The sequence below is a fragment of the Comamonas faecalis genome, assembly GCF_039538025.1.
In the GTDB taxonomy this organism is placed as follows: Bacteria; Pseudomonadota; Gammaproteobacteria; order Burkholderiales; family Burkholderiaceae_C; genus Comamonas_C; species Comamonas_C faecalis.
Genome location: NZ_BAABBP010000016.1, coordinates 47,580 through 74,453, shown reverse-complemented (window position 1 = coordinate 74,453; position 26,874 = coordinate 47,580). Strand labels below are relative to the sequence as shown.

At 70.3% G+C, this 26,874-nt stretch carries 27 protein-coding genes and 1 pseudogene; 21 read left to right on the top strand and 7 right to left on the bottom strand.

The features are described 5' to 3' along the window. Both ABD767_RS10445 and ABD767_RS10440 read right to left on the bottom strand, forming a co-directional pair. A pseudogene (locus ABD767_RS10445) lies at nt 1-296 on the bottom strand (DUF4372 domain-containing protein); the annotation flags it as partial. Nucleotides 297-551: 255 nt separating this feature from the next. Continuing rightward, complete coding sequence (locus tag ABD767_RS10440; RefSeq protein ID WP_344869611.1) at nt 552-1,577, bottom strand: serine/threonine protein kinase; 1,026 nt, start codon at nt 1,575-1,577, stop codon at nt 552-554. Nucleotides 1,578-1,868: 291 nt separating this feature from the next. On the opposite strand from ABD767_RS10440, the gene atpD reads away from it, so the two are divergent. The 16 genes from atpD to ABD767_RS10360 all read left to right on the top strand — a co-directional run bounded on the left by atpD (nt 1,869) and on the right by ABD767_RS10360 (nt 16,536). Continuing rightward, complete coding sequence (gene atpD, locus ABD767_RS10435) at nt 1,869-3,272, top strand: F0F1 ATP synthase subunit beta (RefSeq protein ID WP_344869610.1); 1,404 nt, start codon at nt 1,869-1,871, stop codon at nt 3,270-3,272. Continuing rightward, nucleotides 3,269-3,679 (top strand): F0F1 ATP synthase subunit epsilon, encoded by a 411-nt coding sequence (locus ABD767_RS10430; RefSeq protein WP_344869609.1) that lies wholly within the window; start codon nt 3,269-3,271, stop codon nt 3,677-3,679. The genes atpD and ABD767_RS10430 overlap by 4 nt, the downstream gene beginning before the upstream one ends. Next, nucleotides 3,676-4,002: an AtpZ/AtpI family protein gene (locus ABD767_RS10425; protein WP_344869608.1), complete on the top strand. Its 327-nt coding sequence runs from the start codon at nt 3,676-3,678 to the stop codon at nt 4,000-4,002. Before ABD767_RS10430 ends, ABD767_RS10425 begins: the two co-directional genes overlap by 4 nt. Next, nucleotides 3,995-4,336: an N-ATPase subunit AtpR gene (locus tag ABD767_RS10420; protein ID WP_344869607.1), complete on the top strand. Its 342-nt coding sequence runs from the start codon at nt 3,995-3,997 to the stop codon at nt 4,334-4,336. The genes ABD767_RS10425 and ABD767_RS10420 overlap by 8 nt, the downstream gene beginning before the upstream one ends. Continuing rightward, nucleotides 4,337-5,044 (top strand): F0F1 ATP synthase subunit A, encoded by a 708-nt coding sequence (locus tag ABD767_RS10415; RefSeq protein ID WP_103045613.1) that lies wholly within the window; start codon nt 4,337-4,339, stop codon nt 5,042-5,044. Further along, on the top strand, nt 5,041-5,319 hold the full coding sequence (locus ABD767_RS10410) for a F0F1 ATP synthase subunit C (protein WP_103045614.1): 279 nt from the start codon (nt 5,041-5,043) through the stop codon (nt 5,317-5,319). Before ABD767_RS10415 ends, ABD767_RS10410 begins: the two co-directional genes overlap by 4 nt. 6 nt (nt 5,320-5,325) lie before the next feature. Next, complete coding sequence (locus ABD767_RS10405) at nt 5,326-6,099, top strand: F0F1 ATP synthase subunit B family protein (protein ID WP_103045615.1); 774 nt, start codon at nt 5,326-5,328, stop codon at nt 6,097-6,099. Then, nucleotides 6,083-7,627 carry a F0F1 ATP synthase subunit alpha gene (locus ABD767_RS10400; RefSeq protein WP_103045616.1) on the top strand — a complete coding sequence of 515 codons (1,545 nt, stop codon included), beginning with the start codon at nt 6,083-6,085 and terminating at the stop codon, nt 7,625-7,627. Before ABD767_RS10405 ends, ABD767_RS10400 begins: the two co-directional genes overlap by 17 nt. After that, nucleotides 7,627-8,505: a F0F1 ATP synthase subunit gamma gene (locus ABD767_RS10395; RefSeq protein WP_103045617.1), complete on the top strand. Its 879-nt coding sequence runs from the start codon at nt 7,627-7,629 to the stop codon at nt 8,503-8,505. The genes ABD767_RS10400 and ABD767_RS10395 overlap by 1 nt, the downstream gene beginning before the upstream one ends. A gap of 174 nt (nt 8,506-8,679) precedes the next feature. Beyond that, entirely contained in the window at nt 8,680-10,011 is a 1,332-nt protein-coding gene (locus ABD767_RS10390) for a nitronate monooxygenase (RefSeq protein WP_103045618.1), read from the top strand. A gap of 571 nt (nt 10,012-10,582) precedes the next feature. Continuing rightward, nucleotides 10,583-11,182 (top strand): LysE family transporter, encoded by a 600-nt coding sequence (locus ABD767_RS10385; protein ID WP_103045619.1) that lies wholly within the window; start codon nt 10,583-10,585, stop codon nt 11,180-11,182. Then, nucleotides 11,179-12,093, top strand: a complete 915-nt coding sequence (locus ABD767_RS10380) for a DMT family transporter (RefSeq protein ID WP_344869606.1) — start codon at nt 11,179-11,181, stop codon at nt 12,091-12,093. Before ABD767_RS10385 ends, ABD767_RS10380 begins: the two co-directional genes overlap by 4 nt. Before the next feature lie 36 nt (nt 12,094-12,129). Then, nucleotides 12,130-13,332, top strand: coding sequence for an aminotransferase class I/II-fold pyridoxal phosphate-dependent enzyme (locus tag ABD767_RS10375; protein ID WP_103045620.1), 1,203 nt, complete (start codon nt 12,130-12,132; stop codon nt 13,330-13,332). 228 nt (nt 13,333-13,560) lie between these two features. Beyond that, on the top strand, nt 13,561-14,778 hold the full coding sequence (locus ABD767_RS10370; RefSeq protein ID WP_103045621.1) for an aminotransferase class I/II-fold pyridoxal phosphate-dependent enzyme: 1,218 nt from the start codon (nt 13,561-13,563) through the stop codon (nt 14,776-14,778). Nucleotides 14,779-14,799: 21 nt separating this feature from the next. Beyond that, entirely contained in the window at nt 14,800-15,792 is a 993-nt protein-coding gene (locus tag ABD767_RS10365; protein ID WP_103045622.1) for a threonine dehydratase, read from the top strand. A gap of 72 nt (nt 15,793-15,864) precedes the next feature. Then, on the top strand, nt 15,865-16,536 hold the full coding sequence (locus ABD767_RS10360; protein WP_103045623.1) for a histidine phosphatase family protein: 672 nt from the start codon (nt 15,865-15,867) through the stop codon (nt 16,534-16,536). A gap of 20 nt (nt 16,537-16,556) precedes the next feature. Here the strand turns inward: ABD767_RS10360 and ABD767_RS10355 are convergent, their stop codons facing one another. Then, nucleotides 16,557-17,393, bottom strand: a complete 837-nt coding sequence (locus ABD767_RS10355; RefSeq protein ID WP_103045624.1) for a creatininase family protein — start codon at nt 17,391-17,393, stop codon at nt 16,557-16,559. Between the two features lie 151 nt (nt 17,394-17,544). On the opposite strand from ABD767_RS10355, the gene ABD767_RS10350 reads away from it, so the two are divergent. Both ABD767_RS10350 and ABD767_RS10345 read left to right on the top strand, forming a co-directional pair. Continuing rightward, complete coding sequence (locus ABD767_RS10350; protein ID WP_103045625.1) at nt 17,545-18,774, top strand: MFS transporter; 1,230 nt, start codon at nt 17,545-17,547, stop codon at nt 18,772-18,774. Nucleotides 18,775-18,869: 95 nt separating this feature from the next. After that, nucleotides 18,870-21,092 carry a protein-disulfide reductase DsbD family protein gene (locus ABD767_RS10345; protein ID WP_344869605.1) on the top strand — a complete coding sequence of 741 codons (2,223 nt, stop codon included), beginning with the start codon at nt 18,870-18,872 and terminating at the stop codon, nt 21,090-21,092. Between the two features lie 381 nt (nt 21,093-21,473). On the opposite strand, the gene ABD767_RS10340 is transcribed toward ABD767_RS10345, so the two are convergent. Then, the gene (locus ABD767_RS10340) at nt 21,474-21,890 is read right to left on the bottom strand and encodes a YraN family protein (protein ID WP_344869604.1); all 417 of its coding nucleotides are present in this window, start codon (nt 21,888-21,890) and stop codon (nt 21,474-21,476) included. Between ABD767_RS10340 and rsmI the strand changes: the two genes are divergently transcribed. The 3 genes from rsmI to ABD767_RS10325 all read left to right on the top strand — a co-directional run bounded on the left by rsmI (nt 21,890) and on the right by ABD767_RS10325 (nt 24,102). Next, nucleotides 21,890-22,837 (top strand): 16S rRNA (cytidine(1402)-2'-O)-methyltransferase, encoded by a 948-nt coding sequence (gene rsmI, locus ABD767_RS10335; protein ID WP_344869603.1) that lies wholly within the window; start codon nt 21,890-21,892, stop codon nt 22,835-22,837. The genes ABD767_RS10340 and rsmI overlap by 1 nt on opposite strands. A 78-nt stretch (nt 22,838-22,915) precedes the next feature. Beyond that, a complete protein-coding gene (locus ABD767_RS10330; RefSeq protein ID WP_344869602.1) occupies nt 22,916-23,473 on the top strand; it encodes an SIS domain-containing protein in 558 nt (185 codons plus the stop codon). Then, entirely contained in the window at nt 23,470-24,102 is a 633-nt protein-coding gene (locus ABD767_RS10325; protein ID WP_344869601.1) for a BON domain-containing protein, read from the top strand. Before ABD767_RS10330 ends, ABD767_RS10325 begins: the two co-directional genes overlap by 4 nt. 13 nt (nt 24,103-24,115) lie before the next feature. Here the strand turns inward: ABD767_RS10325 and ABD767_RS10320 are convergent, their stop codons facing one another. The 3 genes from ABD767_RS10320 to ABD767_RS10310 are packed head-to-tail and all read right to left on the bottom strand — an operon-like array spanning nt 24,116 to nt 26,872. Further along, on the bottom strand, nt 24,116-25,036 hold the full coding sequence (locus tag ABD767_RS10320; protein WP_344869600.1) for an NAD(P)-dependent oxidoreductase: 921 nt from the start codon (nt 25,034-25,036) through the stop codon (nt 24,116-24,118). 23 nt (nt 25,037-25,059) lie between these two features. After that, nucleotides 25,060-26,196, bottom strand: a complete 1,137-nt coding sequence (locus ABD767_RS10315) for a PilT/PilU family type 4a pilus ATPase (protein ID WP_103046305.1) — start codon at nt 26,194-26,196, stop codon at nt 25,060-25,062. Between the two features lie 46 nt (nt 26,197-26,242). Next, the gene (locus ABD767_RS10310; RefSeq protein ID WP_103046304.1) at nt 26,243-26,872 is read right to left on the bottom strand and encodes a cyclic nucleotide-binding domain-containing protein; all 630 of its coding nucleotides are present in this window, start codon (nt 26,870-26,872) and stop codon (nt 26,243-26,245) included. Nucleotides 26,873-26,874: the final 2 nt, after the last annotated feature.

Below are 26,874 nucleotides of genomic sequence, written 5' to 3'. Positions count from 1 at the left end.
CGCGTGATAGATGCGCCAGTCGCGCTGGCTCAGGGCATCCGAGAGCGTCGAGCGCGCCGGCACGTTCTTGAGCCCCATGTGAAACAGCTTGCCGCGATTGGCGGCCAGACAGGCCTCGATATCGCGCAGCGACTCGCTGCCCAAGTGAGCTGCGCAAACGCCATGACGCGAAACAAATCGGCGCAGCTCAAGGTGCGCACACTGGCATCGCCACGATGGCGCTCGATGATGCGCCCGAAGGTCTTCCATGGCACGAACTCCATCACTTGCGCAAACAGCGTCTTGCCCACGTTCATGCGTCACTCCAGGTCGTTCAAACCTGAAAGGATCGCAAATGCGCCATTGCAAATTCAAATCGTGGACACCCATGAATCTGTCGAAACCCGCGTCAGCACTGGCTTTGCGGCTTGTCCATATCAAATAAACCGGACACTACTGATATCGACCGATTACTTTGTCGGCTTCGCTTGTCGTGCTACAGCACTGTCTGCGCTTCACCTTCGCGTACTCGATCGATATAGAAATGGAATGAGGCGTGATCGGACGTCGGCTCACGCCGTCAGCGGCTCTTCCCCCATCGCCTCGATCTGCTCGCGCAGCAGGCCCACCTGGCCGCGCCAGTAGTCGCTGCTGCCGAACCACGGGAAGTTGACCGGAAAGATCGGGTCGGCCCAGCGCCGCGCCAGCCAGGCGCTGTAGTGGATCAGGCGCAGCGTGCGCAGCGGCTCGATCAGCGCCAGTTCGCGCCGGTCGAAGGCGCGCAGCTGCTCGTAGCCGTCGAGCAGCGCGCTCAGCCGCAGCGTGCGCTGGCGCCGCTCGCCCGACAGCAGCATCCACAGGTCCTGCACGGCCGGGCCCATGCGTGCGTCGTCCAGATCCACGAAATGCGGCCCGCCGTGGCCGGCGTCATCCACCGGCGTCCACAGCACGTTGCCCGGGTGGCAGTCGCCGTGCAGGCGGATGGAGGCGGCGTCTTTCAAGCCAAACCGGCCTGTGGCGCTGGATGGACAAGTGCTGGCAGCTATCAATTCAAGAGCCTCGTCGCAGGCGGCGCGCCAGGCGTTTTGCTGATCCAGCGGGATGATCCCGGCCTGCAGCAGCCAGTCGCGCGGATCCTGGCCGAAGCTCTGCAGGTCGAGCGCGGGGCGCTGCGCGAAGGGCCGCGCCGCGCCTACGTTGTGGATACGCGCGAGATAGCGCCCCAGCCATTCGAGCACCTCGAAGTCGTCCAGCTCGGGCTGGCGCCCGCCGCGCCAGGGGGCGACCGCAAAGTCGAAACCCGCGTGCCGGTGCAGGCTGGCGCCCTGCAGGACGAGCGGTGCGACCACCGGCACCTCGGCCGCGGCCAGCTCGGCGGCGAAGGCGTGCTCCTCCAGAATCTGCTCCTCGCTCCAGCGCCCGGGGCGATAGAACTTGGCGACCACGCGCTGGCCGTCCTCCAGCACCGCCTGGTAGACGCGGTTCTCGTACGAGCCCAGCGCCATCAGCCGGCCGTCGCCGTACAGGCCGGCGCTGGCCAGCGCGTCGAGCACCACGTCGGGGGTGAGGGCGGCGTAGGGGTGGGGTGCGTTGTCCATGGCGGCGATTGTCGCCGTGCAGTAGCTGGCATGCATGGCGCTTGAAAGGCAGAGACTGCGGCTTTCCCCCGGCCTGGCGGTCTTGGCCTTTCTGCACGACATCGGCAAGGCCAACACCGGCTTCCAGGGGCGATTGCCCCGCGCGAGCGGGGAGAGGCGGCCCAGGCCGCCAGCACGCGGCCCGGGCGAAACGGTTGCGTTTGCCTGGAGTGAAAGCTGGCGCCCATGTACTGGCCGTCGACCCGCACGACAAGGTACATTGCCCTATCGGCAATCAGCAACATCACAGGAATGGACGCTCGGACGGCGAACGAATCTTCAGAGGACAACGGCACGGTGGTCAAGATCCGTGGCGACGTGGTGGACGTGCAGTTCACCGGCGACGTGCCGCGCATCCAGGATCTGCTCTATGCCGATCAGCTGCCGCTGGAGGTCAGCCAGCTGCTGGGTGACGGTACGGTGCGCTGCATCGCGCTGGCTGCGGTGCGCGGGCTGGGGCTGGGGGCGGCGGTGCGATCCACGGGCGCGCCGATCACGGTGCCGGTCGGCCAGGCGGTGCTCGGGCGCATGCTCGACGTGTTTGGCGAGCCTATCGACGGCATGCCGGCGCCGGTGGCTGCACGGCGGCGCCCGATTCACCGCGCGCCGCCCAGTCTTGACGAGCGCGTGGTGCGCGGCGCGGTGATGGAGACCGGCATCAAGGCCATCGACCTGCTCGCGCCGATAGAGCGCGGCGGCAAGACGGGCCTGTTTGGCGGCGCTGGCGTGGGCAAGACGGTGCTGATCAACGAGCTGATCAACAACACCGCCCAGCACCACCAGGGAGTGAGCCTGTTTTGCGGCATTGGCGAGCGCTCGCGCGAGGCGCTGGAGCTGTACCGCGAGATGGGCGAGGCCGGCGTGCGCGACAACACCGTGATGCTGTTCGGCCAGATGAACGAAGCGCCCGGCGTGCGCTTTCTGGTCGGCAAGACCGCGCTGACCATGGCCGAGTATTTCCGCGACGACCAGCACCAGGACGTGCTGCTGCTGATCGACAACGTGTTTCGCTTCGTGCAGGCGGGCTCCGAAGTCTCGGGACTGCTCGGGCGCATGCCGTCGCGCGTGGGCTACCAGCCGACGCTGGCCACCGAGCTGGCCAGCCTGCAGGAGCGCATCACCTCGACCGCCAGCGGCGCCATCACCTCGGTGCAGGCGGTCTACGTGCCGGCGGACGATTTCACCGATCCGGCGGCGGTGCATATTTTTTCCCACCTCTCGGCGTCGGTCGTTCTGTCGCGCAAGCGCGCCAGCGAGGGGTTGTACCCGGCGGTCGATCCGCTGGCGTCCAGCTCGGTGATGCTCACGCCTGCCGTGGTCGGCCAGCGCCATTGCGACGTGGCGCGCGCGGTGCGCCGCACGCTGGCCGAATACGAGGAGCTGCGCGACATCATCGCGATGCTGGGGCTGGAGGAGCTGTCCACCGCCGACCGCGCCGTGGTCGGGCGTGCGCGGCGGCTCGAACGCTTTCTCACCCAGCCCTTCCACGTCGCCGAGGCCTTCAGCGGCATGGCCGGCCAGCGCGTGCCGATTGCCGCCACGCTGGACGGCTGCGAGGCCATCCTCGGCCAGACGCACTTCGACGACAACGAGATGGACTACTACATGATCGGCGCGCTCCCGGTGCGGGCCGGCCTGGCGGAGGCTGCGCCATGACGGGCGACGCGCTGATGCAGGTGCAGCTGCGTCTGCCCACGCGCACGCTGTTCAGCGGGCCGGCGCGCCATGTCTTTGCGGTGGCGCTGGATGGCGCCTTCGGCCTGCTGCCCCGCCATGCCGACCATGTCGCGTCGCTGCAGCCGTCGGTGCTGATCGTCACCGACGGAGAGGGCGTGGAGCGCTTCTTCGGCATCGATCACGGTCTGCTGGTCAAGCATGGCGCCCAGGTCGACGTCGTGGTGCGCCGGGGCGTCGCCGGCGACAGCCTGGAGCGCCTGTCGGAGACCGTGGACGCCAGCTTCATGGCGGTCGACGAACACGAGCGCGAAGCCCGCACCGCCCTGTCGCGGCTGGAGGTGGGCATCGTGCGCCAGCTCGGCCAACTGCGAAAGCCGGGATCATGAAGCCCGATACGGACAGCGCATCCGACAACATCCGCCGCCGCGCCGAGCAGTTGCGGCGCAGCCGCAAGGCACCGGCCTACAGTCCGTTGCAGGGCCTGAGCGCGTTTGGCGTGGTCGGCTGGTCGGTGGCGCTGCCCACGGTGGCCGGCGCGCTGCTGGGGCTGTGGCTGGAGCGGGTTGCACCGCAAAAATTTTCATGGCCCATCGCCCTTATGCTGGGGGGGCTGGTGGTTGGCCTGCTGGTAGCCTGGGAATGGGTTGCCCGGGAAAACCGCAACGCCGTCCAGCCACCGCAGCCCGACGAGCAACACACCGATGACTGAGACCATTTTTCTTTTTGCCCAGCCCACGCAGGGCCTGGCCTTCGCGCTGGGTCTGGTGGCCGGTGTGCTGGCCAGCATGCTGTTTTTTGCCGGCCTGGCGTGGAGCCTGCGCCGCGTGCTCAGCGCCCGCCAGCCCGCGCTGGTGCTGTTGCTGAGCTTTGTCGTGCGCGCCGGCGTGCTGCTGGGCCTGGGTGCAGCGCTGGTGCAGCTGGGCCAGCCGTTGTGGGCGCTGGCCGGCTATGCGCTGGGGTTTTTCATCGTGCGCGCACTGGCCTTGCGCTGGGGCCGGCGCGCGCCACCGCCGCCGCAGGCGGGAGAGCGGGGAGCGCTCTGAATGGAACTGACACCCGACGCCACCATAGTGCTCGACCTGGGCTGGCTGCGGCTCAACGCGACCATCGTCAATACCTGGATCGTGATGGCGGTGCTCACCGGCCTGTCCTGGCTGGTCACGCGCTCGCTCGATCCGAACAAGCCGCCCGGGCGCTGGCGCAATGCGCTGGAGGTGCTGGTGCAGCTGATCGAGGGCCAGATCGCCGACGTCGCGCACCGCGGCGTGCGCCCGGTCATGTACTTTGCCGGCACGCTGTTCCTGTTCATTGCTGCGTCCAACACGCTGTCGGTCATTCCCGGCTTCAAGTCGCCCACGGGGTCGCTTTCCACTACCGCGGCGCTGACGCTGGCCGTGCTGCTGGCGGTGCCGCTGTTCGGCGTCGCCCATGGCGGCGCGCGCCAGTACCTGCACAAATTCATTGAGCCTTCCATTCTCATCCTGCCGTTCAACGTGATCGGCGAGCTGTCCAAGGCGGTGTCGCTGTCGATCCGCCTGTACGGCAACGTGATGAGCGGGGCGGTGATCGCCGCCATCCTGCTGGGCGTGGCACCGTTCTTCTTTCCGGTGGTCATGGATTTGTTCGGCCTGCTGGTCGGGCTGATTCAGGCCTATATCTTCGCCATTCTGGCGGCGGTCTATATTTCGGCGGCCATGGCCGAGTCTTCGCCCGCGCCGCATCCAAACAAACCCATGGAGGACACCCTGTGAGTGAATTGAGTCTCGTGGCATTGATTTCGATTGCCACTGCCGGGCTGACCGTGGCCATCGGCTCGTTTGGCGCCGCGCTGGGCGAGGGCCGGGCAGCGGCCGCGGCCATGTCGGCCATCGCACAGCAGCCTGACGCCGCGCCCACGCTGTCGCGCACGCTGTTCGTCAGCCTCGCGATGGTCGAGTCCTCGGGCATTTACTGCTTCGTCGTCGCGCTGATCCTGATTTTCGCCAACCCCTTCTGGGATGCGGTGCGCCAGGCTGCGGGAGGGTGAGGCGCGATGTCGATCGACTGGGTGACCGTTGCCGCGCAGCTGGTGAACTTTCTGGTGCTGGTGTGGCTGCTGCGGCGTTTTCTCTACCGCCCCATTCTTGACGGCATCGACGCGCGCGAGGCCGAGATTGCCCGCCGCATGGCCGCCGCCGACGCCGCACGCACCCAGGCCGAGGCCGCGCAGCAGCGCTACCAGCAGCAGTACGAGCACAGCGTCAGCACCCAGCAGGCGATGGTTGCGCAGGCGCTGCAGTCCACCGAACACGAGCGCGAAAAGTTGCTGCAGGACACCCGCAGCCAGCTGGAGCGCGAGCAGCAGAACTGGCGCAGCCAGCTTGAACACGAACGCGAGGACTTTCTCGCGCGCCTGCAGCAGGCCGGCGCGCTGACGCTGACCGACCTCACGCGCAAGGCGCTGCACGAGCTGGCCGACACGCCGCTGGAGGCGGCCATTGCCCGCCACCTGGGCCCGCGCCTGGCGCCACTGGCGGCCGAGCTGCGCGACGCCGCCGGCGCCAGCCAGGAGGCGACCGTGACCACGCACGCTGCGTTGGGCGATGACGTGCAGGCGCAGCTGCGCAGCGAGCTGGCCGCCTATCTGCCGGGCGTTGTGCTGCGCTTTGCGGTCGACGCCGCGCAGGCGCCCGGGCTCACCATCCAGGTGGGCGGCGCGCGCGTGGCGTGGACGCTGGACAGTTATATGGACGGCTTCGAGCGCACGCTGGCGCACCAGCACGCTGGCAGTCCCGCACTCTCCACGGCCCATGGCAGTGCCGCCTGAGCAAGCGGCCCCGGCCCCGGCCCCGGCCGCCGGCGACGCCGCGGCGCAGCGCTTTGCGCAGTGGCGCCAGCGGCTTCTCGCCACGCCCACGCCCACGCCGGTGCTCACCGAGATCGGCACCGTCACCGAGGTGGGCGACGGCATTGCCATCGTCCGCGGGCTGGCGCGCGCTCTGGCCGACGAGCTGCTCGTCTTTGCCAGCGGCGTGCAGGGCCAGGTGCTCGACCTGGAGGCCGACCGCCTGGGCGTGGTGCTGCTCGGCCCGGCCGACGCGGTGCGCCTGGGCGAGCAGGTGTTTCGCACCCAGAAAGTGCTGGCAACGCCGGTGGGCGAGGCGCTGCTGGGCCGCGTGGTCGACGCACTCGGCCGGCCGCTGGACGGCAAGGGCCCGGTAAACGCCAGCGCGCGCCACGCGGTCGAGGCGCGGGCGCCGATGATCATCGAGCGCGAGCTGGTCTCGCGCCCGCTGGCCACCGGCATCAAGGCGGTCGACGCGGCGATCCCCGTCGGCCTGGGCCAGCGCCAGCTCATCATCGGCGACCGCCAGACCGGCAAGACCTCGCTTGCCATCGACACCATGCTCAACCAGACGCGCTCGCAGCTGGTGTGCATCTACTGCGCAATCGGCCAGCGTGGCGACGCGGTGGCACGCGTGATCGAGGCGCTGACCACCGGCGGTGTGCTGGAGCGCAGCATCGTCGTGCACAGCGGCGACGACGAAGCGCCCGGCCTGTCCTACGTCGCGCCCTACGCGGCGATGACCATGGCCGAATACTTCGCCGCCCAGGGCCGCGACGTGCTGCTGGTGTTCGACGACCTGACCCACCACGCCCGCGCCTATCGCACGCTGTCGCTGCTGCTGCGCCGCCCGCCCGGGCGCGAGGCGTTTCCGGGCGACATCTTCTACGTGCATGCGCGGTTGCTGGAGCGCGCCGGCCAGTTTGCCGCCAGCCTGGGCGGCGGCTCGATCACCGCGCTGCCGGTGGTCGAGACCGAGGCGGAGAACCTCTCGGCCTATATCCCGACCAACCTGATCTCGATCACCGACGGGCAGATCTACCTGTCGCCGCAGCTGGTGCGCAAAAACCAGTTTCCGGCGGTGGATCTGGGGCTGTCGGTGTCGCGCGTGGGCGGCAAGGCGCAGGACCGCCGCCTGCGCGCGGTCTCGGGCAATCTGCGCGTGACGCTGGCGCAGTTCGAGGAGCTGGAAGACTTTGCCCGCTTCGGCACCCGGCTGGACGACAGCGTGCGCGCCCGTCTGGCGCGCGGCAGCGCGGTGCGCCAGGCGCTGCGCCAGGCAGAGCGCGACCCGATGCCGACCGCCGAGCAGCTGGCCGTGCTGACCGCCGCGATCGAGGGCTTGTTCGATGCGTATGACGAGCAGGCGCTTGAACAGGCCATGGCGCGTGTGCGCGCCGCGGTGCGTGCGCAGCAGGCCCAGGGCGGCGACCTGCCCGACAAGGACGCGCTGCTGGTGCTGGCCCGCCAGGCCCTGGCCGAGCCGCCGGCGCACCATCGGGACGGCTGATGGCGCACACGCTGGAGCAGCTTGGCCGCCAGGAGCAGACGCTGGCGGGCATCGGCGGCATCGTGCGCACCATGAAGGCGCTGGCCGCAATCAACGCATCGCCCTATGAGCAGGCGGCGCAGTCCATCCAGGCCTGGCAGCAGACCGTCGACCTGGGCCTGCGCGCCTTTGCCTTTCGCATGCGCGGCCAAGCCCTGCGGGGCAGCGCCGCGGTGCAGGGCCGCATCCTGATCGTCTTTGGCTCGGACCACGGCTTTTGCGGCAATTACAACGCGCTGCAGGCGCGCGCCGTGCAGCAGTGGCGGGCGCAGCGCCCGCGCGCGCAGGAGGTGGTGCTGTGCATCGGCGCGCGCCTGCAGCGCGCGCTGGCCGAGCATGGCATCGACGTGGCCCGGCGGCTGACGCCGCCCGCGTCGGCCGACGGCATCGGCCGGCTGGCCGGCCAGGTCGTCACCCAGGTGCAGCAGCTCGCCCAGGGCCGGCCGCTGGACGCGCTGGAGGTCGACCTGGCCTACACCCGGCGCGAACCGCAGCACGGCAGCGTGGCACAGGTCACGCAGCTGCTGCCGCTGGCGCCGCAGCTGCTGCAGGCGCCGCAGCGCTGGCCCGGGCCGTCGCTGCCCGACTTCCGCATGGAGCCGGCGCAGCTGTTCAGCGCGCTGGTGCGCAGCCACATCTTTGCCCGGGTGTTTCGCGCATCGGCCGAGGCCATGGTCACCGAGAACGCAGCGCGCCTGGCGCTGATGCAGCAGGCCGAGCAGTTGGTGCAGGAGCGCCTGGAGCAGGTGCGGCGCGACCTTGCCGGCGTGCGCCAGGACGCGATCACCGACGAGCTGATGGACATCGTCATCGGCCATGCAGGCGGGGCTGGGTCCTGATCGTGGTTTTTTGCAGCAGGCCCGCTTTGTGCGATGAATGCTGTGCCGGTGTTGATCGCGGCGGGCCCATGGAGCACACGCGCCTCGCGATCACCCCGCTGCCAGCGCAGGGGCCAGCGGCTGGGCATGATGGCGGCTGGCCACGACCGCGCCATTGTCACCAGGAGACCTGTCATGCCCCAGCACCCACTGCCCGCCACCGCCCTCACCGATCTGCTGGGCTGCCGCCTGCCCATCGTCCTGGCGGGCATGGGCGGCGTGGCGCGCAGCGAGTTGGTGGCCGCCGTCACGCGCGCCGGCGGCTACGGCTTTCTGGGCATGGTGCGCGAGCCGCTGGCGCTGATCGAGCGCGAAGTGGCCGCGGTGCGCGCCGCCACCGACCTGCCGTTCGGCGTCAACATCATTCCGGCGGCCACGCCGGCAAAGCAGCTCGCCGCGCAGGTCGACCTGCTGATCGCGCTGCGCGTCGCCTCGGTCGAGCTGTTCTGGGAGGTGGACGCCCGCGTCGTCGCCCGGCTGCGCGACGCCGGCGTCACCGTGGTGCACCAGGTCGGCAGCGCACGCGAGGCGCTGGCCGCGCAGCAGGCCGGCGCGCAGGCGCTGATTGCCCAGGGCGTGGAGGCCGGCGGCCATGTGCGCGGGCGCCAGCGGCTGCAGGAGCTGCTCGATGAGGTGCTGGCCGTCGCCCGCGTGCCGGTGGCCGCCTGCGGTGGGCTGGCCGACGGGCGCGATCTGGCGCGGGCGCTGATGCAGGGCGCGCACGGCGCGGTGCTGGGCACGGCCTTCATGGCGACCGAGGAGTCGTTCGCGCACGACGCGCACAAGCGGCGCCTGGTCGCCGCGCGCGCCAGCGACACGGTGCTGACCGAGGATTTCCATATCAACTGGCCGCCACTGGCCGCAGTGCGCGTGCTGCGCAGCAGCGTGACCAGCGGCGAGCGCGGCGACCCGTTCGGCGGCCAGCGCACGCCGATCGGCGACGAAGAGGGCCGGCCCATCTACCTGTTCAGCACCGATTCACCACTGCGCTCGATGACCGGCGACTTCGAAGCCATGGCGCTGTACGCCGGCCGCGGCGTGGATCGCATCGATGCCATCGTGCCGGCGGCCGCGCTCGTCGCGCAGCTGGAGCAGGACGCCGCACGCCACCTGCGCCTGCTGGCCGACGCCGCGCCCCCGCTGGCATCACCCGTCTGCTACGCTCCCGAAGCCCAGGCAGCCCAGCGCGCGCCGCTGTTGGCCGCCCTCGACACCCTGTTGCGCGCCGCCAGCCACCGCGCAACAGCCGAAGGCTGCGACGCGGCGCTGCACGGCGCCGGCGTGGTGCGCCGCGCCATCCGCACACTGGACGGCAAACCCTGGACGCCTGCGGGCGACGGCGGTGCCGCACCCGCGCTCGATGCGGCGGCGCGAGCGGTCCAGGCTTTGCTGGACGGCGTGGAAGACGCGGCCCTGCGTAAGGAGCTGGAACAAGTGGTCGGGCCGTGGCTTGAAGGTGGGCACTGATCTTCCCCGCCTGACCTGCTCTGCCCCGGTTTGACGCCGACAGCCCAGGTATTCCCGCGTATTCCCACGTACCCTGACCGTCGTCCCGGCGAAAGCCAAAACCCGGGTGCTCTTGCCAGCCGGCGGACTGGATTCCGGCTTTCGCCGGAATGACGGCAGGCCACAGACCAGGCCGAGCGAAGCGATGGCCCGCGCCGGGCTTTCACCCCCCTTGAGGCTGCGCCTGTAGCGGGGTGCTTGCGGGGTGGCATGCGCGTCGAAGCGCGCATGCTTCGTTGACTGACTTGCCGCAGTTGTCTGAACGGAGCGCGCCAGCGCGCAGTGAGTTCTGCGGCACGCCCCGCAAGCACCCCGCCACAGGTTTGCCCCGGCGCGCAGCGCCGGGGTCGCAGACTTGGGGGCGTGTTCTTTGCCTACTTTCTTGCACGAGCAAGAAAGTAGGTCGCCCGCCGGGGCGAGACCCGGCCAGCCCCCTTCATCAAGCAAACCTCCCTCAACGACAACACAACCCAAAACCCTCACTCCCGTTACATTCCCCCAGTCCCAACACCAACAAACACCCCACCCCCCCATGCCCCCAGCCGAATTCACCGCCCTGCTAGTGCTGGCTACCGCCATGAGCTTCACCCCCGGCCCCAACACCACGCTGTCGACCGCCGTGGCCGCCAACCGCGGGCTGGGCGCGGCGCTGCGCTTCGTCGTCGCGGTGCCGGTGGGCTGGGCGCTGCTTTTGCTGCTGTGCGCCGCGGGCCTGGGCGCAATGGTGGTGGCGGTGCCGCCGCTGGGCTGGGCGATCAAGGCGGTGGGCATCGGCTACCTGCTGTGGTTGGCCTGGCGCCTGGCGGGCTCGGCCCAGTTGGCCGAGGCCGACGGCGCGCGGCTGTCGGTGGGCTTCTGGGAGGGCGTGCTGCTGCAGTTCGTCAATATCAAGGCCTGGCTGCTGGCGCTGACCATCGTTGCCGGCTGGGTGCTGGGCCACCCCGACAGCGGCCAGCGCCTGGCCGTGGTGCTGCCGGTGATGCTGGCATTCGCATTCAGCAGCAACTTCACCTACGCGGCCATGGGCGCCATGCTGCGCCACTGGCTGGCGCGCGGGCGGCGCCTGCTGTGGTTCAACCGCGCGATGGCGGCCATCCTGGTGGCGACGGCCGTCTGGATGGTGGGCGCGTGAGCCAGGCCGGCGCCCAGCCCGGCCGCGCGCAGGAGACGCGCGGCCTGCTGCTGGGTGCGCTGGGCGTGGCCATTTTTGCGCTGACGCTGCCGATGACGCGCCTGGCCGTGGGCACGCCCGAGGCACCGCAGCTGGCGGGGCTGTTCGTCGGCATGGGACGCGCGGCCGTGGCCGGGCTGCTGTCGCTGGCCTGGCTGCTGGCCCTGCGCGCTCCGCTGCCCGCGCGCAGCGACTGGTGGCCGCTGGCGATGAACGCGCTGGGCGTGGTGTTCGGCTTTCCGCTGTTCATGTCGGTGGCCATGCGCTATGTGGGCGCGGTGCATGCGTCGGTCATCCTGGGCGTGCTGCCGCTGGCCACGGCCGCGGTCGGCGCTTTTTTGCACCGCCAGCGCCCGTCCAATGCTTTTTGGGCCTGCGCCGCGCTCGGCTCAGGCCTGGTCATCGGGTTTGCGCTGCTGCGCTCGGGCGCGGACGGGCTGGCCCTGCACCCGGCCGATCTGCTGCTGCTTGCCGCCATGCTGTGCGCGGCGTTCGGCTACGGCTGGGGCGGGCGGCTGGCGCAGCACATGAGCGCCGAGGCGGTGATCTGCTGGTCGCTGGTGCTGTCGCTGCCCGCCACGCTGCCGGCCGCCTGGTGGCTGCGCCCGCACGGCGCGATCGCCCCGGCGGCCTGGGGGGGATTCGTCTACGTGGCGCTGTTCTCGATGTGGATCGGCTTCTTCGCCTGGTACCGCGGCCTGGCGCTGGGCGGCACGGTGCGCGTGAGCCAGATGCTGCTGCTGCAGCCGTTCCTGAGCATGCTGTTTGCCGTGCCGCTGCTGGGCGAGCGCATCGACGCGGTCAGCCTGGGCTTTGCGCTGGCCGTCCTGGCCACGGTGGTGCTGGGGCGAAAGCTGCCGGTGACGCAGTAGCATGCACCTCTTTTTGCCCCCCTGAAACCTCTGCATATGACGTTCTGGACACTGGCCGCCCGTGCCGCGGCGATGAATCCCTCGGTGATCCGCGAGATCCTGAAAGTGACCGAGAAGCCCGGCATCATCAGCCTGGCCGGCGGCCTGCCTTCGCCGCAGACCTTTCCGGTGACCGATTTCGCCGCCGCCTGCGCCCAGGTGCTGGAGCACGATGGCCCCGGCGCGCTGCAATACGCCGCCAGCGAGGGCTACGGCCCGCTGCGCGAAGCGGTGGCGGCGCAGCTGCCCTGGGCGGTGGATCCGGCGCAGGTCTTGATCACCACCGGCTCGCAGCAGGGCCTGGATCTGGTGGCCAAGGTGCTGCTCGACGCGGGCAGCCGCGTGCTGGTGGAGACGCCAACCTACCTGGGCGCGCTGCAGGCCTTCTCGCCAATGCAGCCGCGGGCCGTGGGCGTGGCCAGTGACGAAGAAGGGCCGCGGGTGGACGACTTCGTCGCCCAGGCCGGCAGTGGCGCGGAGCGTGCGCGCTGCATGTACCTGCTGCCCAACTTCCAGAACCCCACCGGTCGCACCATGGGCGAGGCGCGCCGCGCGGCGCTGTCCGCCAAGGCGGCCGAACTGGGCATCCCGATCATCGAGGACAACCCCTATGGCGACCTGTGGTTCGACCAGCCGCCGCCCGCGCCGCTCACCGCGCGCAACCCCGAGTGCTGCATCTACCTTGGCTCATTCTCCAAGGTGCTGGCGCCAGGCCTGCGCCTGGGCTATCTGGTCGCGCCAAAGGTCGTCTACCCCAAGCTGCTGCAGGCCAAGCAGGCGGCCGACCTGCACACGCCCAGCTTCAACCAGCGCGTCGTCGCCGAGGTGCTGAAGGGCGGCTTTCTCGACCGCCATGTGCCAACCATCCGCGCGCTCTACCGGCGCCAGCGTGACGCGATGCTGGCTGCACTGGAGCGCGAAATGGCCGGCCTGGATGTGACCTGGAACCGCCCGGCCGGCGGCATGTTCCTGTGGCTGCGCCTGCCCGCGGGCATCGACGCTACCCGGCTGCTGCCGCACGCGGTCGAACGCAACGTGGCCTTCGTGCCCGGCGCCGCCTTCTACGCCGGCACGGGCGACGCGCGCACGCTGCGCCTGTCCTTCGTCACCGCCACGCCGGCGCAGATCGACGCCGGCATCGCCGCCCTGGCCGCGGCGATTCGCAAGCAAGCCGTCGCCTGCTTGAACATGGAGCCATAGAAAGCCCACTGGCGCCAGATATCTCCGGTCATTCCGGCCCAGGCCGAAATCCAGGGGAGGTTCCGCCGCCATGTCAACGCTGGGGCGAAAGCTGCCGGTGCAACAGCGCGGGGCGGTTTCGCGTTAGAGTCGCCGGTTGCGCTCTTACCCACGGGGCGCGCCCCTGCCGCACAACGGCTCTTTTGCAATGCACTGGCGCACACCCCCGCGCTACAGGAGACACACACCATGACCGCATGGACACTGGCCCAACGCACGGCCGGCATGAACCCTTCCGCACTCTGGGAAATCCTCAAGCTGGGCGAGCGCCCGGGCGTCATCAGCCTGGCGGGCGGCCTGCCATCACCCCACACCTTCCCGATCGACGCGTTCAGCGAAGCGGCCGAGCACGTGCTGCGCAGCGAAGGCCATCTGGCGCTGCAATACGCCGGCACCGACGGCCATTCCGGGCTGCGCGAGGCGGTGGCCAGGTCGCTGCCCTGGAAGGTCGATCCGGCGCAGGTGCTGATCACCACCGGCTCGCAGCAGGCGCTGGACCTGGTGGCCAAGGTGTTCGTCGATCCGGGCAGTCGCATCCTGGTCGAGGCGCCGACCTATCTGGGCGCGCTGCACGCATTCGCGCCGATGCAGCCGCGCATCGACGCGGTGGCCAGCGACGACGACGGCCTGGTCGTCGAAGACTTCGTGCACCGCGCCGGCAATGGCGCCGAGCGTGCGCGCTTTCTGTACGTATTGCCCAACTTCCAGAACCCCACCGGGCGCACGCTGGCCGAGTCGCGCCGCGATGCGCTGGTGCAGGCGGCCGCGGCGCACAACATCCCGCTGATCGAGGACAACCCCTACGGCGACCTGTGGTTCGACCAGCCGCCGCCGGCGCCGCTCACCGCGCGCAACCCCGAGGGCTGCATCTACCTGGGCACCTTCTCCAAGGTGCTGGCGCCGGGACTGCGCCTGGGCTATCTGGTCGCGCCCAAGGCCATCTACCCCAAGCTGATGCAGGCCAAGCAGGCGGCCGACCTGCACACTTCCAGCTTCAACCAGCACCTTGTCGCGCAGGTGCTGCAGGGCGGCTTTCTGCAGCAGCACATCCCGACGATCCGCGCACTCTATAAGCGCCAGTGCCACGCCATGCTGGACGCGCTGCAGGCGCAGATGCAGGGCCTGGGCGTGACCTGGACGCGTCCGGCCGGCGGCATGTTTTTGTGGCTGCGCCTGCCCGAGGGGATGGACGCCACCGCGCTGCTGCACGACTGCGTGCAGCGCAACGTGGCATTCACGCCGGGCAGCGCCTTCTACGCCCATGACGGCGACCCGCGCACGCTGCGCCTGTCCTACGTCACCGCCACCGAGGCGCAGATCCGCGCCGCCATCGCCGTGATCGCCGACGCGGTGCGCACCCAGCTGACCGCGCGCGGCCTGCAGCGCGCCGTGGCCCATACCGTCTGAAGACTCTGCCCTGACAACACCATGACGAACGCCACGACCGACACCGCAACCAGCCTGCTGCCGAACGCCGGCGAGATCGCCTCCGCGGCAACCCTGGTCTATCGCACCTTCCAGGCCACGCCGCAGTACCGCTGGGCGCTGCTGAGCGAGCGCCTGGGCGCCGACTGCTGGGTCAAGCACGAGAACCACAACCCGGTGGGCGCGTTCAAGATCCGCGGCGGGCTGACCTACTTCGAGCACCTGGCAGCCACCGGCCAGCTGCCGCGCGCCGTCGTCAGCGCCACGCGCGGCAACCACGGCCAGAGCATTGCCTGGGCCGCGCGCGCCCATGGCGTGGCCTGCACCATCGTCGTGCCGCTGGGCAATAGCCGCGAGAAGAACGCCGCAATGCGCGCGCTGGGCGCCGAGCTGATCGAGCATGGTGACGACTTCCAGGCCGCGCGCGAGCACGCGCTGCAGCTGGCCGCCGAGCGCGGCGCCCACATGGTGCCCAGCTACCACCGCGAGCTGGTGCGGGGCGTGGCCACCTACTGGTGGGAGTTTCTGCGCGCCGTGCCCGACCTGGACGTGGCCTACGTGCCCATCGGCCTGGGCTCGGGCGCCTGCGCGGCAGTGGCCGCGAAGCAGGCGCTGGGCCACCCTGTGCGCATCGTCGGCGTGGTCAGCCAGGGCGCGCCGACCTACGCGCTGTCGCTGGCCGCGGGCCACGTCGTTGCCGCGCCCGTGAGTACCGAATTGGCCGACGGCATGGCCGTGCGTGTGGCCGACGCCGAGGCGCTGGCCGTGCTGCGCACCGGGCTCGACCACGTGGTGGGAGTCAGCGACGACGAGGTCGCCCAGGCCATGCGAGCGCTGTTCACCGACACGCACAACGTGGCCGAGGGCGCAGGCGCCGCAGCGCTGGCCGGCGCGCTGCAAGAGCGCGCCCAGCTGGCCGGATGCCGCGTGGGCGTGGCCCTGACCGGCGCCAACGTGGATGCGGACGTCTTTGCGCAGGTGCTGACGCAGGGCTGACTCCCCGTCCCCAACCCTGCCGGTCTCGCCCGCGACAAGCGCGCGCGCGGGCTGTCTCCAGAATCTGCGGCCATGGGAACGCTCTACCTCGTGCGCCACGGCCAGGCCTCGTTTGGCGCAGACAACTATGACCAGCTCAGCCCCCTGGGCGCACAACAGGCCGAGCGCCTGGGCGCGTACTGGCGCGAGCGCGGCCTGGCCTTCGACGCAGTGCTGACCGGCACGCTGGCGCGTCACGTGCAGACGCTGGACGGTATTGCCAGCGGCCTGGGCGCAATGCCGCAGGCCAGCGCGCTGCCAGGGCTCAACGAGTACGACAGCGCCGCGCTGATTGCCGCGGTGCAGGCCGCGCCACTGCCCAAGCCCGACACGCCCGAGCGCTTTCGCGCGCACTTTCGCCTGCTGTGCGACGCGCTGGCGCAGTGGATGGCCGGCACCATCAGCCCCGAGGGCATGCCCAGCTGGGACGACTTCTCCGCCGGCGTGCGCGATGCGCTGGAGCGCGTGCGCCAGGATCACCAGGGCAAGAACGTGCTGCTGGTCTCCAGCGGCGGGCCGATCTCGGCGGCCATCGGCGAGGTGCTGGCCACGCCCCCCGAGGTGACGATTGCGCTGAACATGCGCATCCGCAACAGCGCGGTGAGCGAGTTCAGCATCGCGCCGCGGCGGCTGATGCTGCAGACCTTCAACAGCCTGGCGCACCTGGACGCGCCCGGCTACAGCGACTGGATCACCTACGCGTAAAGCGCCCAGGGGCGCCCGGCTCAGCGCGGCGTGAGTGCGGCGGGCAACTCCAGCGCATGCAGCTCGGCCAGCAGCTGTGCCAGCGCCTGGCCGGCGGCCTGCACCACGGCGCTGCCCTTGTCGGCGGTGGCAGCGGTGGCGTTGCCCACGGCGCCGGCGGGCTGATAGTCCTCGATTGTCCAGCCCATCTTGGCGCTCCTGCCGTTGCCCAGAATGGGGTAGCGCTGTGCCCGCTCCTGCGAGGTCGACGGCCAGTGGCGCGCCTCATCCATGTGCACCAGCTGCGGCGCCAGGTGCAGCATCATCGAGGTCTCGATCTCGCCGCCGTGGATGCCGAAGCGGTGCTCGTCGGCGCTGAACAGGCCGCTCACCTCCTGGGGCAGCGGCAGGCTGAACCAGCTGGCGCTGTAGGTCAGCAGGCCGTGCTGCTGGCGCAGCTCGCGCGCGGCGATATCCATGGGGGCGACGTTGCCGCCGTGGCCGTTGAGCAGCAGCAGCTTTTTGACGCCGGCGCGCGCCACGGCCGCGCCCAGCTCGCTCCACAGCGCCAGCAGCGTTGCGGGCGACAACGACAGCGTGCCGGGGTAGGACAGGTGCTCGGTCGACAGGCCGACGTTCTGCGCCGGCAGAAAGAGCACCGGCAGCTCGGTGGGCAGCAAGGGCAGCGCCGCGTCGATCACGCCCTGCAAGAGCGTCGCATCCACCGACAGCGGCAGATGCGGGCCATGCTGCTCGATGGCGGCCACCGGCAGCACCGCGATGGTGCGCGCGGCCAGGCCGCTGGCGCGCGCGTCGGAAAAATCCTGTGTCGTCAAGTCGGCCCAGTGGCGCGACGGATGGTGGGGCAGGGCAGTCATCGGCGCATATTAAAACCTGTGGTCTGCCGTATCGCATTGCACGGGCACGGTTGTCGGCAAACGCCTACCATTGGCGGTTTGCGCCCACCGGCGCCGCGCCCTGCGGCGCCCATTGCCCGCCCGCCATCCGGGTTCGCCACCATCGCCTCCCATGACCTCCGCCACCGCTCCCATCACGCCCGCTGCGCCGGGCACGACGCGCTACCGCGTGCTTGGCGCGATCAGCTTTGCGCACTTTCTCAACGACATGATCCAGTCGTTGATCCTGGCGATCTACCCGCTGCTTAAGGGCACGTTCGACCTGAGCTTCGGCCAGATCGGCCTGATCACGCTGACCTACCAGGTCACCGCGTCGCTGCTGCAGCCGCTGGTGGGCCTGTACACCGACCGCCATCCCCGGCCTTACTCGCTGGTGCTGGGCATGGCCAGCACGCTGTGCGGCCTGCTGCTGCTGAGCGTGGCGCCCAGCTTTGGCGTGGTGCTGGTGGCCGCGGCGCTGGTGGGCACGGGCTCGTCCATCTTCCACCCCGAGTCCTCGCGCATCGCGCGCCTGGCCTCGGGCGGGCGCCACGGGCTGGCGCAGTCCATCTTCCAGGTGGGCGGCAACGGCGGCAGCGCCGTGGGGCCGCTGCTGGCGGCCATCATCGTCGCGCCGCAGGGCCAGCGCGCCGTGGCCTGGTTTGCGCTGGCGGCGCTGGCAGCCATTTTCGTGCTGTGGCAGGTGGGCGGCTGGTACCGGCTCAACCACCTGGCCGCCGGCGCGCGCGCCAAGCCCAAGGCGGCGGCCGCCGCGGCTGTCAGCCCGGTGCCGCCGCGCACCGTGGCGCTGGCCATTGGCGTGCTGCTGGTGCTGATCTTCAGCAAATATTTCTACCTGACCAGCATCACCAGCTACTACACCTTCTATCTGATGACGCGCTTTGGCCTGTCGGTGCAGGCCGCGCAACTGCACCTGTTCGCCTTTCTGTTCGCCGTCGCCGCGGGCACGCTGGCCGGCGGGCCGATTGGCGACCGCATCGGTAGAAAACGCGTGATCTGGTTCTCCATCCTGGGCGTGGCGCCGTTCACGCTGGCACTGCCGCACGTCGGGCTGTGGTGGACGGGGGTGCTCAGCTGCATCATCGGGCTGATTCTGGCGTCGGCCTTCTCGGCCATTCTGGTGTTTGCGCAGGAGCTGATGCCCGGCAAGGTGGGCACCGTGTCGGGCCTGTTCTTCGGTTTTGCCTTCGGCATGGGCGGCATTGGCGCCGCGGTGCTGGGGGCGCTTGCCGACGCGCGGGGCATCGTCTTCGTCTATGCGCTGTGCGCCTGGCTGCCGCTGCTGGGCATGCTGACCATCTTTTTGCCCGACCTGCGCAAGGGGCAGCTGGTCAAACACTGAGCGGCGCCAAGCGCCAAGCACCGGACAGGGGCAAAGGCGTGGTTACGATCGGCGCCAGGAACCAAACGCGCCCGCCGCAGTCCCACCCCGTTGCCATGTTGCCCCACCTGTTCCAACGCCTGAAGGCCCTGCCCTCCCTCGCCGCTGCCGCAGCCCTGGTGCTGCTGGCTGCCGCGCCCGCGCCCGCTGCGGCGCAATTCCTGCTCAAGAGCAGCGCCGGCGGAGCCAGCACCGTCAGCACGCCACGCGTGCAGGCCGAGCTGGTCGCCCACGCGCCCGAGGGCATCGGCGCGGGCCGCCCGCTGACGCTGGGCCTGCTGCTGACCCACGCGCCCGACTGGCACACCTATTGGCGCAATCCGGGCGATTCGGGCCTGCCCACGCAGCTGACCTGGCAGTTGCCCGAGGGCATGGACGCCGGCGAGATCGCCTGGCCCGTGCCGCGCAAGATTCCCATCGGCACGCTGGCCAACTACGGCTACGAGGGCCGCGTGCTGCTGCCGGTGCCGGTCACCGTATCGCAGGCGTTCACGCCCGGCCCGCTGCAGCACGAGGCGACGTTTGAGTTGCACGCATCGTGGCTGGTGTGCCGCCAGGAGTGCATTCCCGAGGAAGGCAGCTTCACGCTGAGCGTGCCGCTGGAAGGCTCCACGGGGGGGCATTCCCAGGATTTTGCCGCCGCCGCCAAGGCCCATCCGCAGCCGCTTGCGGCGGGCGCGGACAGCTACGCCAGCGTCGAAGACGGCGCGCTGGTGCTGCGCGTGGCCGGCCTGCCGCAGGTGCTGCAGGGCCGGGCGCTGGACGTCTTTCCAGAAACCGAGGGCGTGGTGCACAACGCGGCTGCGCCGGAGCAGCGCTGGGACGGAGCCCTGTGGACCGCGCGCTGGGCGCTGTCGCCCGAGCGCAGCGCCAGCCCCGAGACCCTGCCCGTGGTGCTGGCCCAGGACGGGCGCGGCTGGCGCACCGCGCTGGCGGTGCAGGGCAGCTGGCCGGCGACGCGGCCGCTGGCCGAGGTGTCGCCCGCGCTGGCCGCAGCGCTCAAGGCCAATGCACAGCTGGGCTCCACCAGTGCGTCCGCGGCGGGCAGCGTGGACGCGGCGCCGCTGGCCACCTGGCTGGCTGCGCTGGGCGCGGCCCTGCTGGGCGGCGTCATCCTGAACCTGATGCCCTGCGTGTTTCCGGTGCTGGCCATCAAGGTGGCCGGCTTTGCACGCCACGCCGACAACCGGCGCGCCCACCGCATCTCGGGCCTGGCCTACACCGCCGGCGTGCTGCTGTCCTTCGTCGCGCTGGGCGCGCTGATGCTGGCGCTGCGCGCGGCCGGCGACGCCGTGGGCTGGGGCTTTCAGCTGCAGTCGCCCACGGTGGTGGCGCTGCTGGCGGCGCTGTTCACGCTGATCGCGCTCAACCTGCTGGGCGTGTTCGAGTTCACAGCCATGCTGCCCTCGCGCCTGGCCGGCCTGCAGGCGCGCCACCCGGTGACCGATGCGTTTCTCACCGGCGTGCTGGCCGTGGCCGTCGCCTCGCCCTGCACCGCGCCCTTCATGGGCGCGTCGCTGGGGCTGACCGCCACGCTGCCCGCCGCGCAGGCGCTGGGCATTTTTGCCGCACTGGGCCTGGGCCTGGCACTGCCCTATCTGCTGGCCAGCTGGCTGCCGGCGGTGGCGCGCTGGCTGCCGCGCCCGGGTGCGTGGATGGAGGCGCTGCGCCGCCTGCTGGCCTTCCCGATGCTGGCCACCGTGGTCTGGCTGACCTGGGTGCTGGGCCAGCAAAGCGGCATCGACGGCGCGGCCGCGCTGCTGGCGCTGCTGGTGCTGCTGGCGCTGCTGGTTTGGGCGCTGACGCTCAAGGGCCGCTGGCGCGCGGCCGTGGCGCCGCTGGCGCTGGCCGCCGGCGCGTGGTTGACCTGGTCATGGGCGCCGCTGATCCACCCGGCCGAGCCGCCCGCGCTGGCGGCCACCTTGCCGACAGACCAAACCACCGGCTGGCAGCCCTGGAGCGCCGAGCGCACCGAGGCGCTGCTGGCCCAGGGCCGGCCGGTGTTCGTCGACTACACCGCCGCCTGGTGCGTGACCTGCCAGTACAACAAGAAGACCACGCTGGCCGACGCCGAGGTGCTGGCCGATCTGGCTGCCAAGAACGTCGCGCTCTTGCGCGCCGACTGGACGCGGCGCGACCCCGCGATTACCGCCGCGATCACCGCGCTGGGCAGAAGCGGCGTGCCGGTCTACGTGCTTCTGGCGCCTGGGCGCGCGCCGCAGGTGATGAGCGAGATCCTGAGTGCGTCGCAGTTGCGCAGCGCGCTGGCCGGGCTGTAAAAGCGCGGAGGCCCGCCTCGGGCCGATGGATGTTGCGCCGGAGCCGATTGCGGGGAGGGCGCCGCTCCCACAGGGGCCGGCCTTGCGCACGAGGGGCTTGTTTGCGCATCGCCCTAGGGCCTGTTAACGCTATTTTTGACGGATGCGTTGTGATCAAAAGGGCCACTCGCCAAGGCGCCAGCCGCAGCCAAGGTGCCACCCTTGGCAAGGCTGGCAACGCCGGCGATGGCCCTTTTGATCGCAACCCGAAGGGAACATACTCAGAACGGCGCCACTCTTCGTTGCGCTCCTTGCCCAGACACCCGGTCTGGGCTGCGTCGCACGTCTCGATTGACGCCGTTCTGAGTATGTTCGCACCGCCAAAAATAGCGTTAACAGGCCCTAATCCTCGCCAAAGGCTGCCACGATCCACTGCAGCTGCCCGCCGTCGATGACCACCGCGTCGAAGCGGCAGGCCGGCGGCGCGCTGCCCCAGCGCATCAGGTAGTGGCGCGCGGCCAGCAGAATGCGCCGGCGCTTGGCCGCGCCGATGCTGGCGGCCGCGCCGCCAAAGCCCGGGCGAGCGCGGCTGCGCACCTCGACGAAGACCAGCGTGGCGTCGGGTGCGCGCATGATCAGGTCGATTTCTCCGCCGCCGCGGCCCGGGGTTCGATAATTGCGCTCCAGCAGCTGCAGACCGGCGCCGCGCAGGTGCTGCAGGGCCAGGTCTTCGGCGCTTTGCCCGCGCACGCGGGTGCTGGTCCCGGTGGCGGCCTGCGGTGGCGGCGCTGTCTTTTTGCCCAGGAAAAGGAACCCCATTGATCACCTCTTTTCAGCAGGCATTGGGCGCCGCCCGCGATGCGGCGGCCATGCAGGATTACCCCCAGGGGGCGCTGTACGTCGTGGCCACGCCGATCGGCAATCTGGCCGACATCACGCTGCGCGCCCTGCACGTGCTGCAGCTGGCCGACGCGATTGCCTGCGAGGACACGCGCCACAGCCAGGCGCTGCTGCGCGCCTATGGCATCGACAAGCCGGGCGGCGCCTGGCTGGCCGTGCACCAGCACAACGAGGCCGAGGCCGCACACAAGGTACTTGCCGCGCTGCAGGACGGCCAGCGCGTGGTCTATGTGAGCGACGCGGGAACGCCCGGCGTGAGTGACCCGGGCGCGCGCCTGGTGGCAGCGGTGCGCGCGGCGGGGCTGCGCTGCATTCCGCTGCCCGGTGCCAGCAGCGTGACCACTGCCGTCAGCGTGGCTGGCTGCGTGGCGCATGATGCGCAGCACGGCGGCTTCGAATTCGTCGGTTTTCTGCCCACGCGAGCTGCAGCGCGGCGCGACGCGCTGCAGCAGCTGGCGCGCCAGCGCGGCTGCCTGGTGCTGCTGGAGGCGCCGCACCGCATCCTGGATCTGGCGCAGCAGCTGCAGGCCTGGGGCGGGCGCCAGGTCACGCTGGCGCGTGAGCTGACCAAGCAGTTCGAGGAGGTTGCCACGCTGCGTTGCGACGCGTTGCACGACTGGCTGCGAGCCGATGCGCGGCGTACGCGCGGCGAGTTCGTCGTGGTGCTGCATCCCGACGCGGCGCCGGCGGATGGCGACGAACGCGCGCATGCCGCAGCCGACACACTGCAGCTGCTGCTGCAGGAACTGCCTTTGAAAACCGCGGTGAAGCTGGCGGCGGAGCTGACCGGCCAGCCGCGCAATGTGCTGTACGAGCAGGCCCTTCAGTGGAAGAAGGCGCAGGGCGGCGCGTCTGATCCAGCGTGATGAACAGATGTGATGTGCAGGTGCGCCGACTGCGTTTTGCAACAAGCCCCGCGCGCGGCGCGACTATGATCGGCGCCCATGCTTGAACCGCGCATCCAGCAGCACTTCGTCGACAGTGCAGACCTCGCCTACCAGTCGGCACAGGTGCTTGGCCCCGCCATCGAATCGGCCGTCCAGGCGCTGGTGGCGGGCATTACCAGTGGTGCCAAGGTGCTGGTCTGCGCGTCGCCCCAGTCGCATGCGCTGGCCGAGCGCTTTGCGCTGCTGTGCGTGACGAGCTTCGAGCGCGAGCGCCCGGCGCTGGCCGCGCTGGCGCTGGGCTCGCACGCCATCTGCGCGCGCCAGATCCATGCGCTGGGCCAGCCCGGCGACGTGCTGCTGGTGGTCAGCGCGCAGCCCGCAAACGAGGCGTTGTGCGACGCGGTGCAGGCGGCGCACGAGCGCGAAATGACCGTGGTGGCGCTGTTGGGCGCGGGCAGCGATGCCTTGCTGGCGCAGCTGCGCGAGACCGACGTGCCGATCTGCGTGGCGCACGAGCGTGCGGCGCGCGTGCATGAGATCCACACCATCGTCGTGCACTGCCTGTGCGATGGCGTGGATCTGCAATTGCTTGGTGAACAGGAGAATTTTCAATGAGATTGCAACCCTTGCGCGCCACCTGCGCGGTGCTGGCCGGCGCCAGTCTGATGCTGGCGCTTAGCGCGTGCGCGCCGCTGGTCGTCGGCGGCGGCGCCGTCGTCGGCACCCTGGTGGCGGTGGACCGGCGCACAGCCGGCGCGCAACTGGACGACGAGAACATCCAACTGCGCGCGGCCAGCCGCATTCGCGAGGCGCTGGGCGACAAGGCCCATGTCAACGTGACCAGCTACAACCGCCAGGTGCTGCTGACCGGCGAGGTGCCGGCGCTGGCCGACATCGACCGCGCGCAGCAGGCGGCGGCGACGGTGGAGAACGTGCGCGGCCTGATCAACGAGCTGGCGGTGATGCCGGCGTCGTCGCTGGGGGCGCGCTCGAACGACACCTACATCACCGGCAAGGTGCGCGCCAGCCTGGTCGATGCCCAGGATCTGAGCGCCACCGCGTTCAAGGTCACGACCGAGCGCGGTGTGGTCTACCTGATGGGGCGCGTGACCCAACGCGAGGCGCAGCGCGCCAGCGACATTGCCCGCGGTGTGAGCGGGGTGCGCAAGGTGGTGCGCATGTTCGAGACCATCTCCGAGAGCGAAGTGCCCCGTGCGGGGCAGCAGCCTAACAAGGACAATTGATGCAGGTGCGTCTTCAGCCTTGCTCGCGCTGCGCCAGCCGCGCGATCAGGCTGGAGGTGTCCCAGCGCCCGCCGCCCATGCGCTGCACCTCGGCGTAGAACTGGTCGACCAGCGCGGTGACGGGCAGCAGCGCGCCGTTGCGCTGCGCCTCTTGCAGCACCAGGCCCAGATCCTTGCGCATCCAGTCCACGGCAAAGCCGAAGTCGAAGCGCCCCTCGGCCATGGTCTTGCCGCGGTTGTCCATCTGCCAGCTTTGCGCCGCGCCCTTGCCGATGACGTCGAGCACCAGCGGCATGTCCAGTCCCGCCTGCTGGCCGAACGCCACCGCCTCCGACAGACCTTGCACCAGGCCGGCGATGCAGACCTGGTTGACCATCTTGGCCAGCTGGCCGCTGCCGCTGGCGCCGATCAGCGTGCAGGCGCGCGCGAAGGCCATAGCCACGGGACGCATTGCCTCGAAGTGCGTGCTCTCGCCGCCGCACATCACGGTGAGCTGACCGTTCTGCGCGCCTGACTGGCCGCCCGAGACCGGCGCGTCGACGAAGCCCACGCCCTGCTGCGCGGCCACGGCGGCCAGCTCGCGCGCAACCTGGGCCGACGCGGTCGTGTGGTCGACGAACAGCGCGCCGGCGGCCATGCCGGCCAGCGCGCCGTGCTCGCCCAGCACCACGCTGCGCAGGTCATCGTCGTTGCCCACGCAGCAAAAGACGATGTCGGCGTCCTGGACCGCTTCGCGCGGCGTGGCACCGCTGCGCCCGCCGAACTCGGCGCACCAGGCGCCGGCCTTGGCGGCAGTGCGGTTGTAGACGCTGACCTGGTGGCCGGCGGCGGCCAGGTGGCCGGCCATCGGGTAGCCCATCACGCCCAGGCCGAGAAAGGCGATCTTGCGTGCGGGGGCGCTCTCGTAGCTGCGGGGGGTGATGCTGGTGGTCATGGTGGTATCCAGTGCAAAAAGGTTCAAACGATGGCGAAATCCTCGGTGCCGGCGGCCAGGTCGCTGGAGCGGCTGCGCTGGCTGCCCAGCTTGATCTGCAGGCGCAGGTCGTTGACCGAGTCGGCGTTGCGCAGCGCGTCCTCGTAGGTGATCTGGTGGGCCTCGTACAGGTCGAACAGCGCCTGGTCGAAGGTCTGCATGCCCAGCTCCCGGCTTTTCTTCATGACCTCCTTGATCTCGGCGACCTCGCCCTTGAAGACCAGGTCGGCGATCAGCGGGGAGTTGATCATCACCTCGACCGCGGCGGTGCGGCCCTTGCCGTCCTGGCGCGGCAGCAGGCGCTGCGAGACCATGGCGCGCAGGTTCAGCGACAAGTCCATCAGGAGCTGCGCACGCCGCTCCTCGGGGAAGAAGTTGATGACCCGGTCGAGTGCCTGGTTGGCGCTGTTGGCGTGCAGCGTGGCCAGGCACAGGTGGCCGGTCTCGGCAAAGGCCACGGCGTGCTCCATGGTCTCGCGGTCGCGGATCTCGCCCATCAGGATTACGTCGGGCGCCTGGCGCAGCGTGTTCTTGAGCGCCGCCTCCCAGCTGTCGGTATCGAGCCCGACCTCGCGCTGCGTGATCACGCAGTTCTTGTGCGCGTGTACGAACTCGATCGGATCCTCGACAGTGATGATGTGGCCGAACGAGTTCTCGTTGCGCCAGTCGACCATGGCGGCCAGCGTGGTCGACTTGCCCGAGCCGGTGGCGCCCACCAGCACGCACAGGCCGCGCTTGGTCATGGCCAGCTCCTTCAGGATCGGCGGCATGCCCAGGCCGTCGATGGTCGGCAGCGTCAGCGGAATGGTGCGCAGCACCATGCCGACGCGCCCCATCTGGATGAAGGCGTTGACGCGAAAGCGCCCGATGCCTGCGGGCGAGATGGCGAAGTTGCATTCCTTGGTGCGCTCGAACTCGGCGATCTGGCGGTCGCTCATGATCGAGCGCGCCAGCGTCAGCGTGTGCCCGGGGGTGAGCGGCTGGGGCGAGACCTTGGTGATCTTGCCGTCGACCTTGATCGCCGGCGGGAATTCGGCGGTGATGAACAGGTCGCTGCCGCCGCGGCTGACCATCAGCTTGAGCAGGTCGTTGATGAATTTGCTGGCCTGGTCGCGTTCCATTGTCAGTCCTCCCGGGTTGATGCGCTGGCGCACGCACGTATCGAGCTCATTGTCGCTGCTCGCTCAGCCGCGCCCCGATGACGCGCAGGCGCTGCGAGAGCTTGCGCGCCAGCAGCGTCACGACGCTGGCGGCCAGCATCGGGTCGCGGTCCATCATGTCGTCCATGGCCTCGGCGCTGAGCACCGCGATCTCGCAGTCGCTCAGCGTAGTGCAGGCCGAGAAGCGGATGCCGCTGTCGATCAGCGACATTTCGCCCAGGATGTCGCCGGGCTGCGTCAGCGCCAGGCGCTGCTGCTCGCCGCCGGCGTGCTGGCGTTCGATCGCCAGCGTGCCGTCGAGCACGACGGCCATGAAGTTGCCGTATTCGTCCTGGCGGATCACCTCGCGCCCGGCGGGCACATGGGCAAACAGGCAAAACCGCGCCAGTCGCTCGATTGCCTCGCTGCCCAGCACCGCCATGGTCGCGTCCTGCGCCCACAGCTGCGCCAGGCGCCGCCCGCCCTGGCGGCGCGACAGCTTCGAGGCGCCCACCTCCACGGCGCGCGCCTCCCAGGGCACGAGCCGGGCAGCGTCCACGCCCTGGCCGGCGAAGGCCGTGGTGAAGAAGGTGGTGTCCTGCGCGCTGGGCGCTGCGCTGCGCGCGGCGGGCCTGAGCAGGCCGAGAATGCCTTTCATCG

What these genes read in the sequence shown, in the direction of transcription:
- ABD767_RS10440 (WP_344869611.1), bottom strand. Translation starts at nt 1,577, where the DNA reads ATGGACAACGCACCCCACCCCTACGCCGCCCTCACCCCCGACGTGGTG.
- atpD (WP_344869610.1), top strand. Translation starts at nt 1,869, where the DNA reads ATGGACGCTCGGACGGCGAACGAATCTTCAGAGGACAACGGCACGGTG.
- ABD767_RS10430 (WP_344869609.1), top strand. Translation starts at nt 3,269, where the DNA reads ATGACGGGCGACGCGCTGATGCAGGTGCAGCTGCGTCTGCCCACGCGC.
- ABD767_RS10425 (WP_344869608.1), top strand. Translation starts at nt 3,676, where the DNA reads ATGAAGCCCGATACGGACAGCGCATCCGACAACATCCGCCGCCGCGCC.
- ABD767_RS10420 (WP_344869607.1), top strand. Translation starts at nt 3,995, where the DNA reads ATGACTGAGACCATTTTTCTTTTTGCCCAGCCCACGCAGGGCCTGGCC.
- ABD767_RS10415 (WP_103045613.1), top strand. Translation starts at nt 4,337, where the DNA reads ATGGAACTGACACCCGACGCCACCATAGTGCTCGACCTGGGCTGGCTG.
- ABD767_RS10405 (WP_103045615.1), top strand. Translation starts at nt 5,326, where the DNA reads ATGTCGATCGACTGGGTGACCGTTGCCGCGCAGCTGGTGAACTTTCTG.
- ABD767_RS10400 (WP_103045616.1), top strand. Translation starts at nt 6,083, where the DNA reads ATGGCAGTGCCGCCTGAGCAAGCGGCCCCGGCCCCGGCCCCGGCCGCC.
- ABD767_RS10395 (WP_103045617.1), top strand. Translation starts at nt 7,627, where the DNA reads ATGGCGCACACGCTGGAGCAGCTTGGCCGCCAGGAGCAGACGCTGGCG.
- ABD767_RS10390 (WP_103045618.1), top strand. Translation starts at nt 8,680, where the DNA reads ATGCCCCAGCACCCACTGCCCGCCACCGCCCTCACCGATCTGCTGGGC.
- ABD767_RS10385 (WP_103045619.1), top strand. Translation starts at nt 10,583, where the DNA reads ATGCCCCCAGCCGAATTCACCGCCCTGCTAGTGCTGGCTACCGCCATG.
- ABD767_RS10375 (WP_103045620.1), top strand. Translation starts at nt 12,130, where the DNA reads ATGACGTTCTGGACACTGGCCGCCCGTGCCGCGGCGATGAATCCCTCG.
- ABD767_RS10370 (WP_103045621.1), top strand. Translation starts at nt 13,561, where the DNA reads ATGACCGCATGGACACTGGCCCAACGCACGGCCGGCATGAACCCTTCC.
- ABD767_RS10365 (WP_103045622.1), top strand. Translation starts at nt 14,800, where the DNA reads ATGACGAACGCCACGACCGACACCGCAACCAGCCTGCTGCCGAACGCC.
- ABD767_RS10360 (WP_103045623.1), top strand. Translation starts at nt 15,865, where the DNA reads ATGGGAACGCTCTACCTCGTGCGCCACGGCCAGGCCTCGTTTGGCGCA.
- ABD767_RS10355 (WP_103045624.1), bottom strand. Translation starts at nt 17,393, where the DNA reads ATGACTGCCCTGCCCCACCATCCGTCGCGCCACTGGGCCGACTTGACG.
- ABD767_RS10350 (WP_103045625.1), top strand. Translation starts at nt 17,545, where the DNA reads ATGACCTCCGCCACCGCTCCCATCACGCCCGCTGCGCCGGGCACGACG.
- ABD767_RS10345 (WP_344869605.1), top strand. Translation starts at nt 18,870, where the DNA reads ATGTTGCCCCACCTGTTCCAACGCCTGAAGGCCCTGCCCTCCCTCGCC.
- ABD767_RS10340 (WP_344869604.1), bottom strand. Translation starts at nt 21,890, where the DNA reads ATGGGGTTCCTTTTCCTGGGCAAAAAGACAGCGCCGCCACCGCAGGCC.
- ABD767_RS10330 (WP_344869602.1), top strand. Translation starts at nt 22,916, where the DNA reads ATGCTTGAACCGCGCATCCAGCAGCACTTCGTCGACAGTGCAGACCTC.
- ABD767_RS10325 (WP_344869601.1), top strand. Translation starts at nt 23,470, where the DNA reads ATGAGATTGCAACCCTTGCGCGCCACCTGCGCGGTGCTGGCCGGCGCC.
- ABD767_RS10320 (WP_344869600.1), bottom strand. Translation starts at nt 25,036, where the DNA reads ATGACCACCAGCATCACCCCCCGCAGCTACGAGAGCGCCCCCGCACGC.
- ABD767_RS10315 (WP_103046305.1), bottom strand. Translation starts at nt 26,196, where the DNA reads ATGGAACGCGACCAGGCCAGCAAATTCATCAACGACCTGCTCAAGCTG.
- ABD767_RS10310 (WP_103046304.1), bottom strand. Translation starts at nt 26,872, where the DNA reads ATGAAAGGCATTCTCGGCCTGCTCAGGCCCGCCGCGCGCAGCGCAGCG.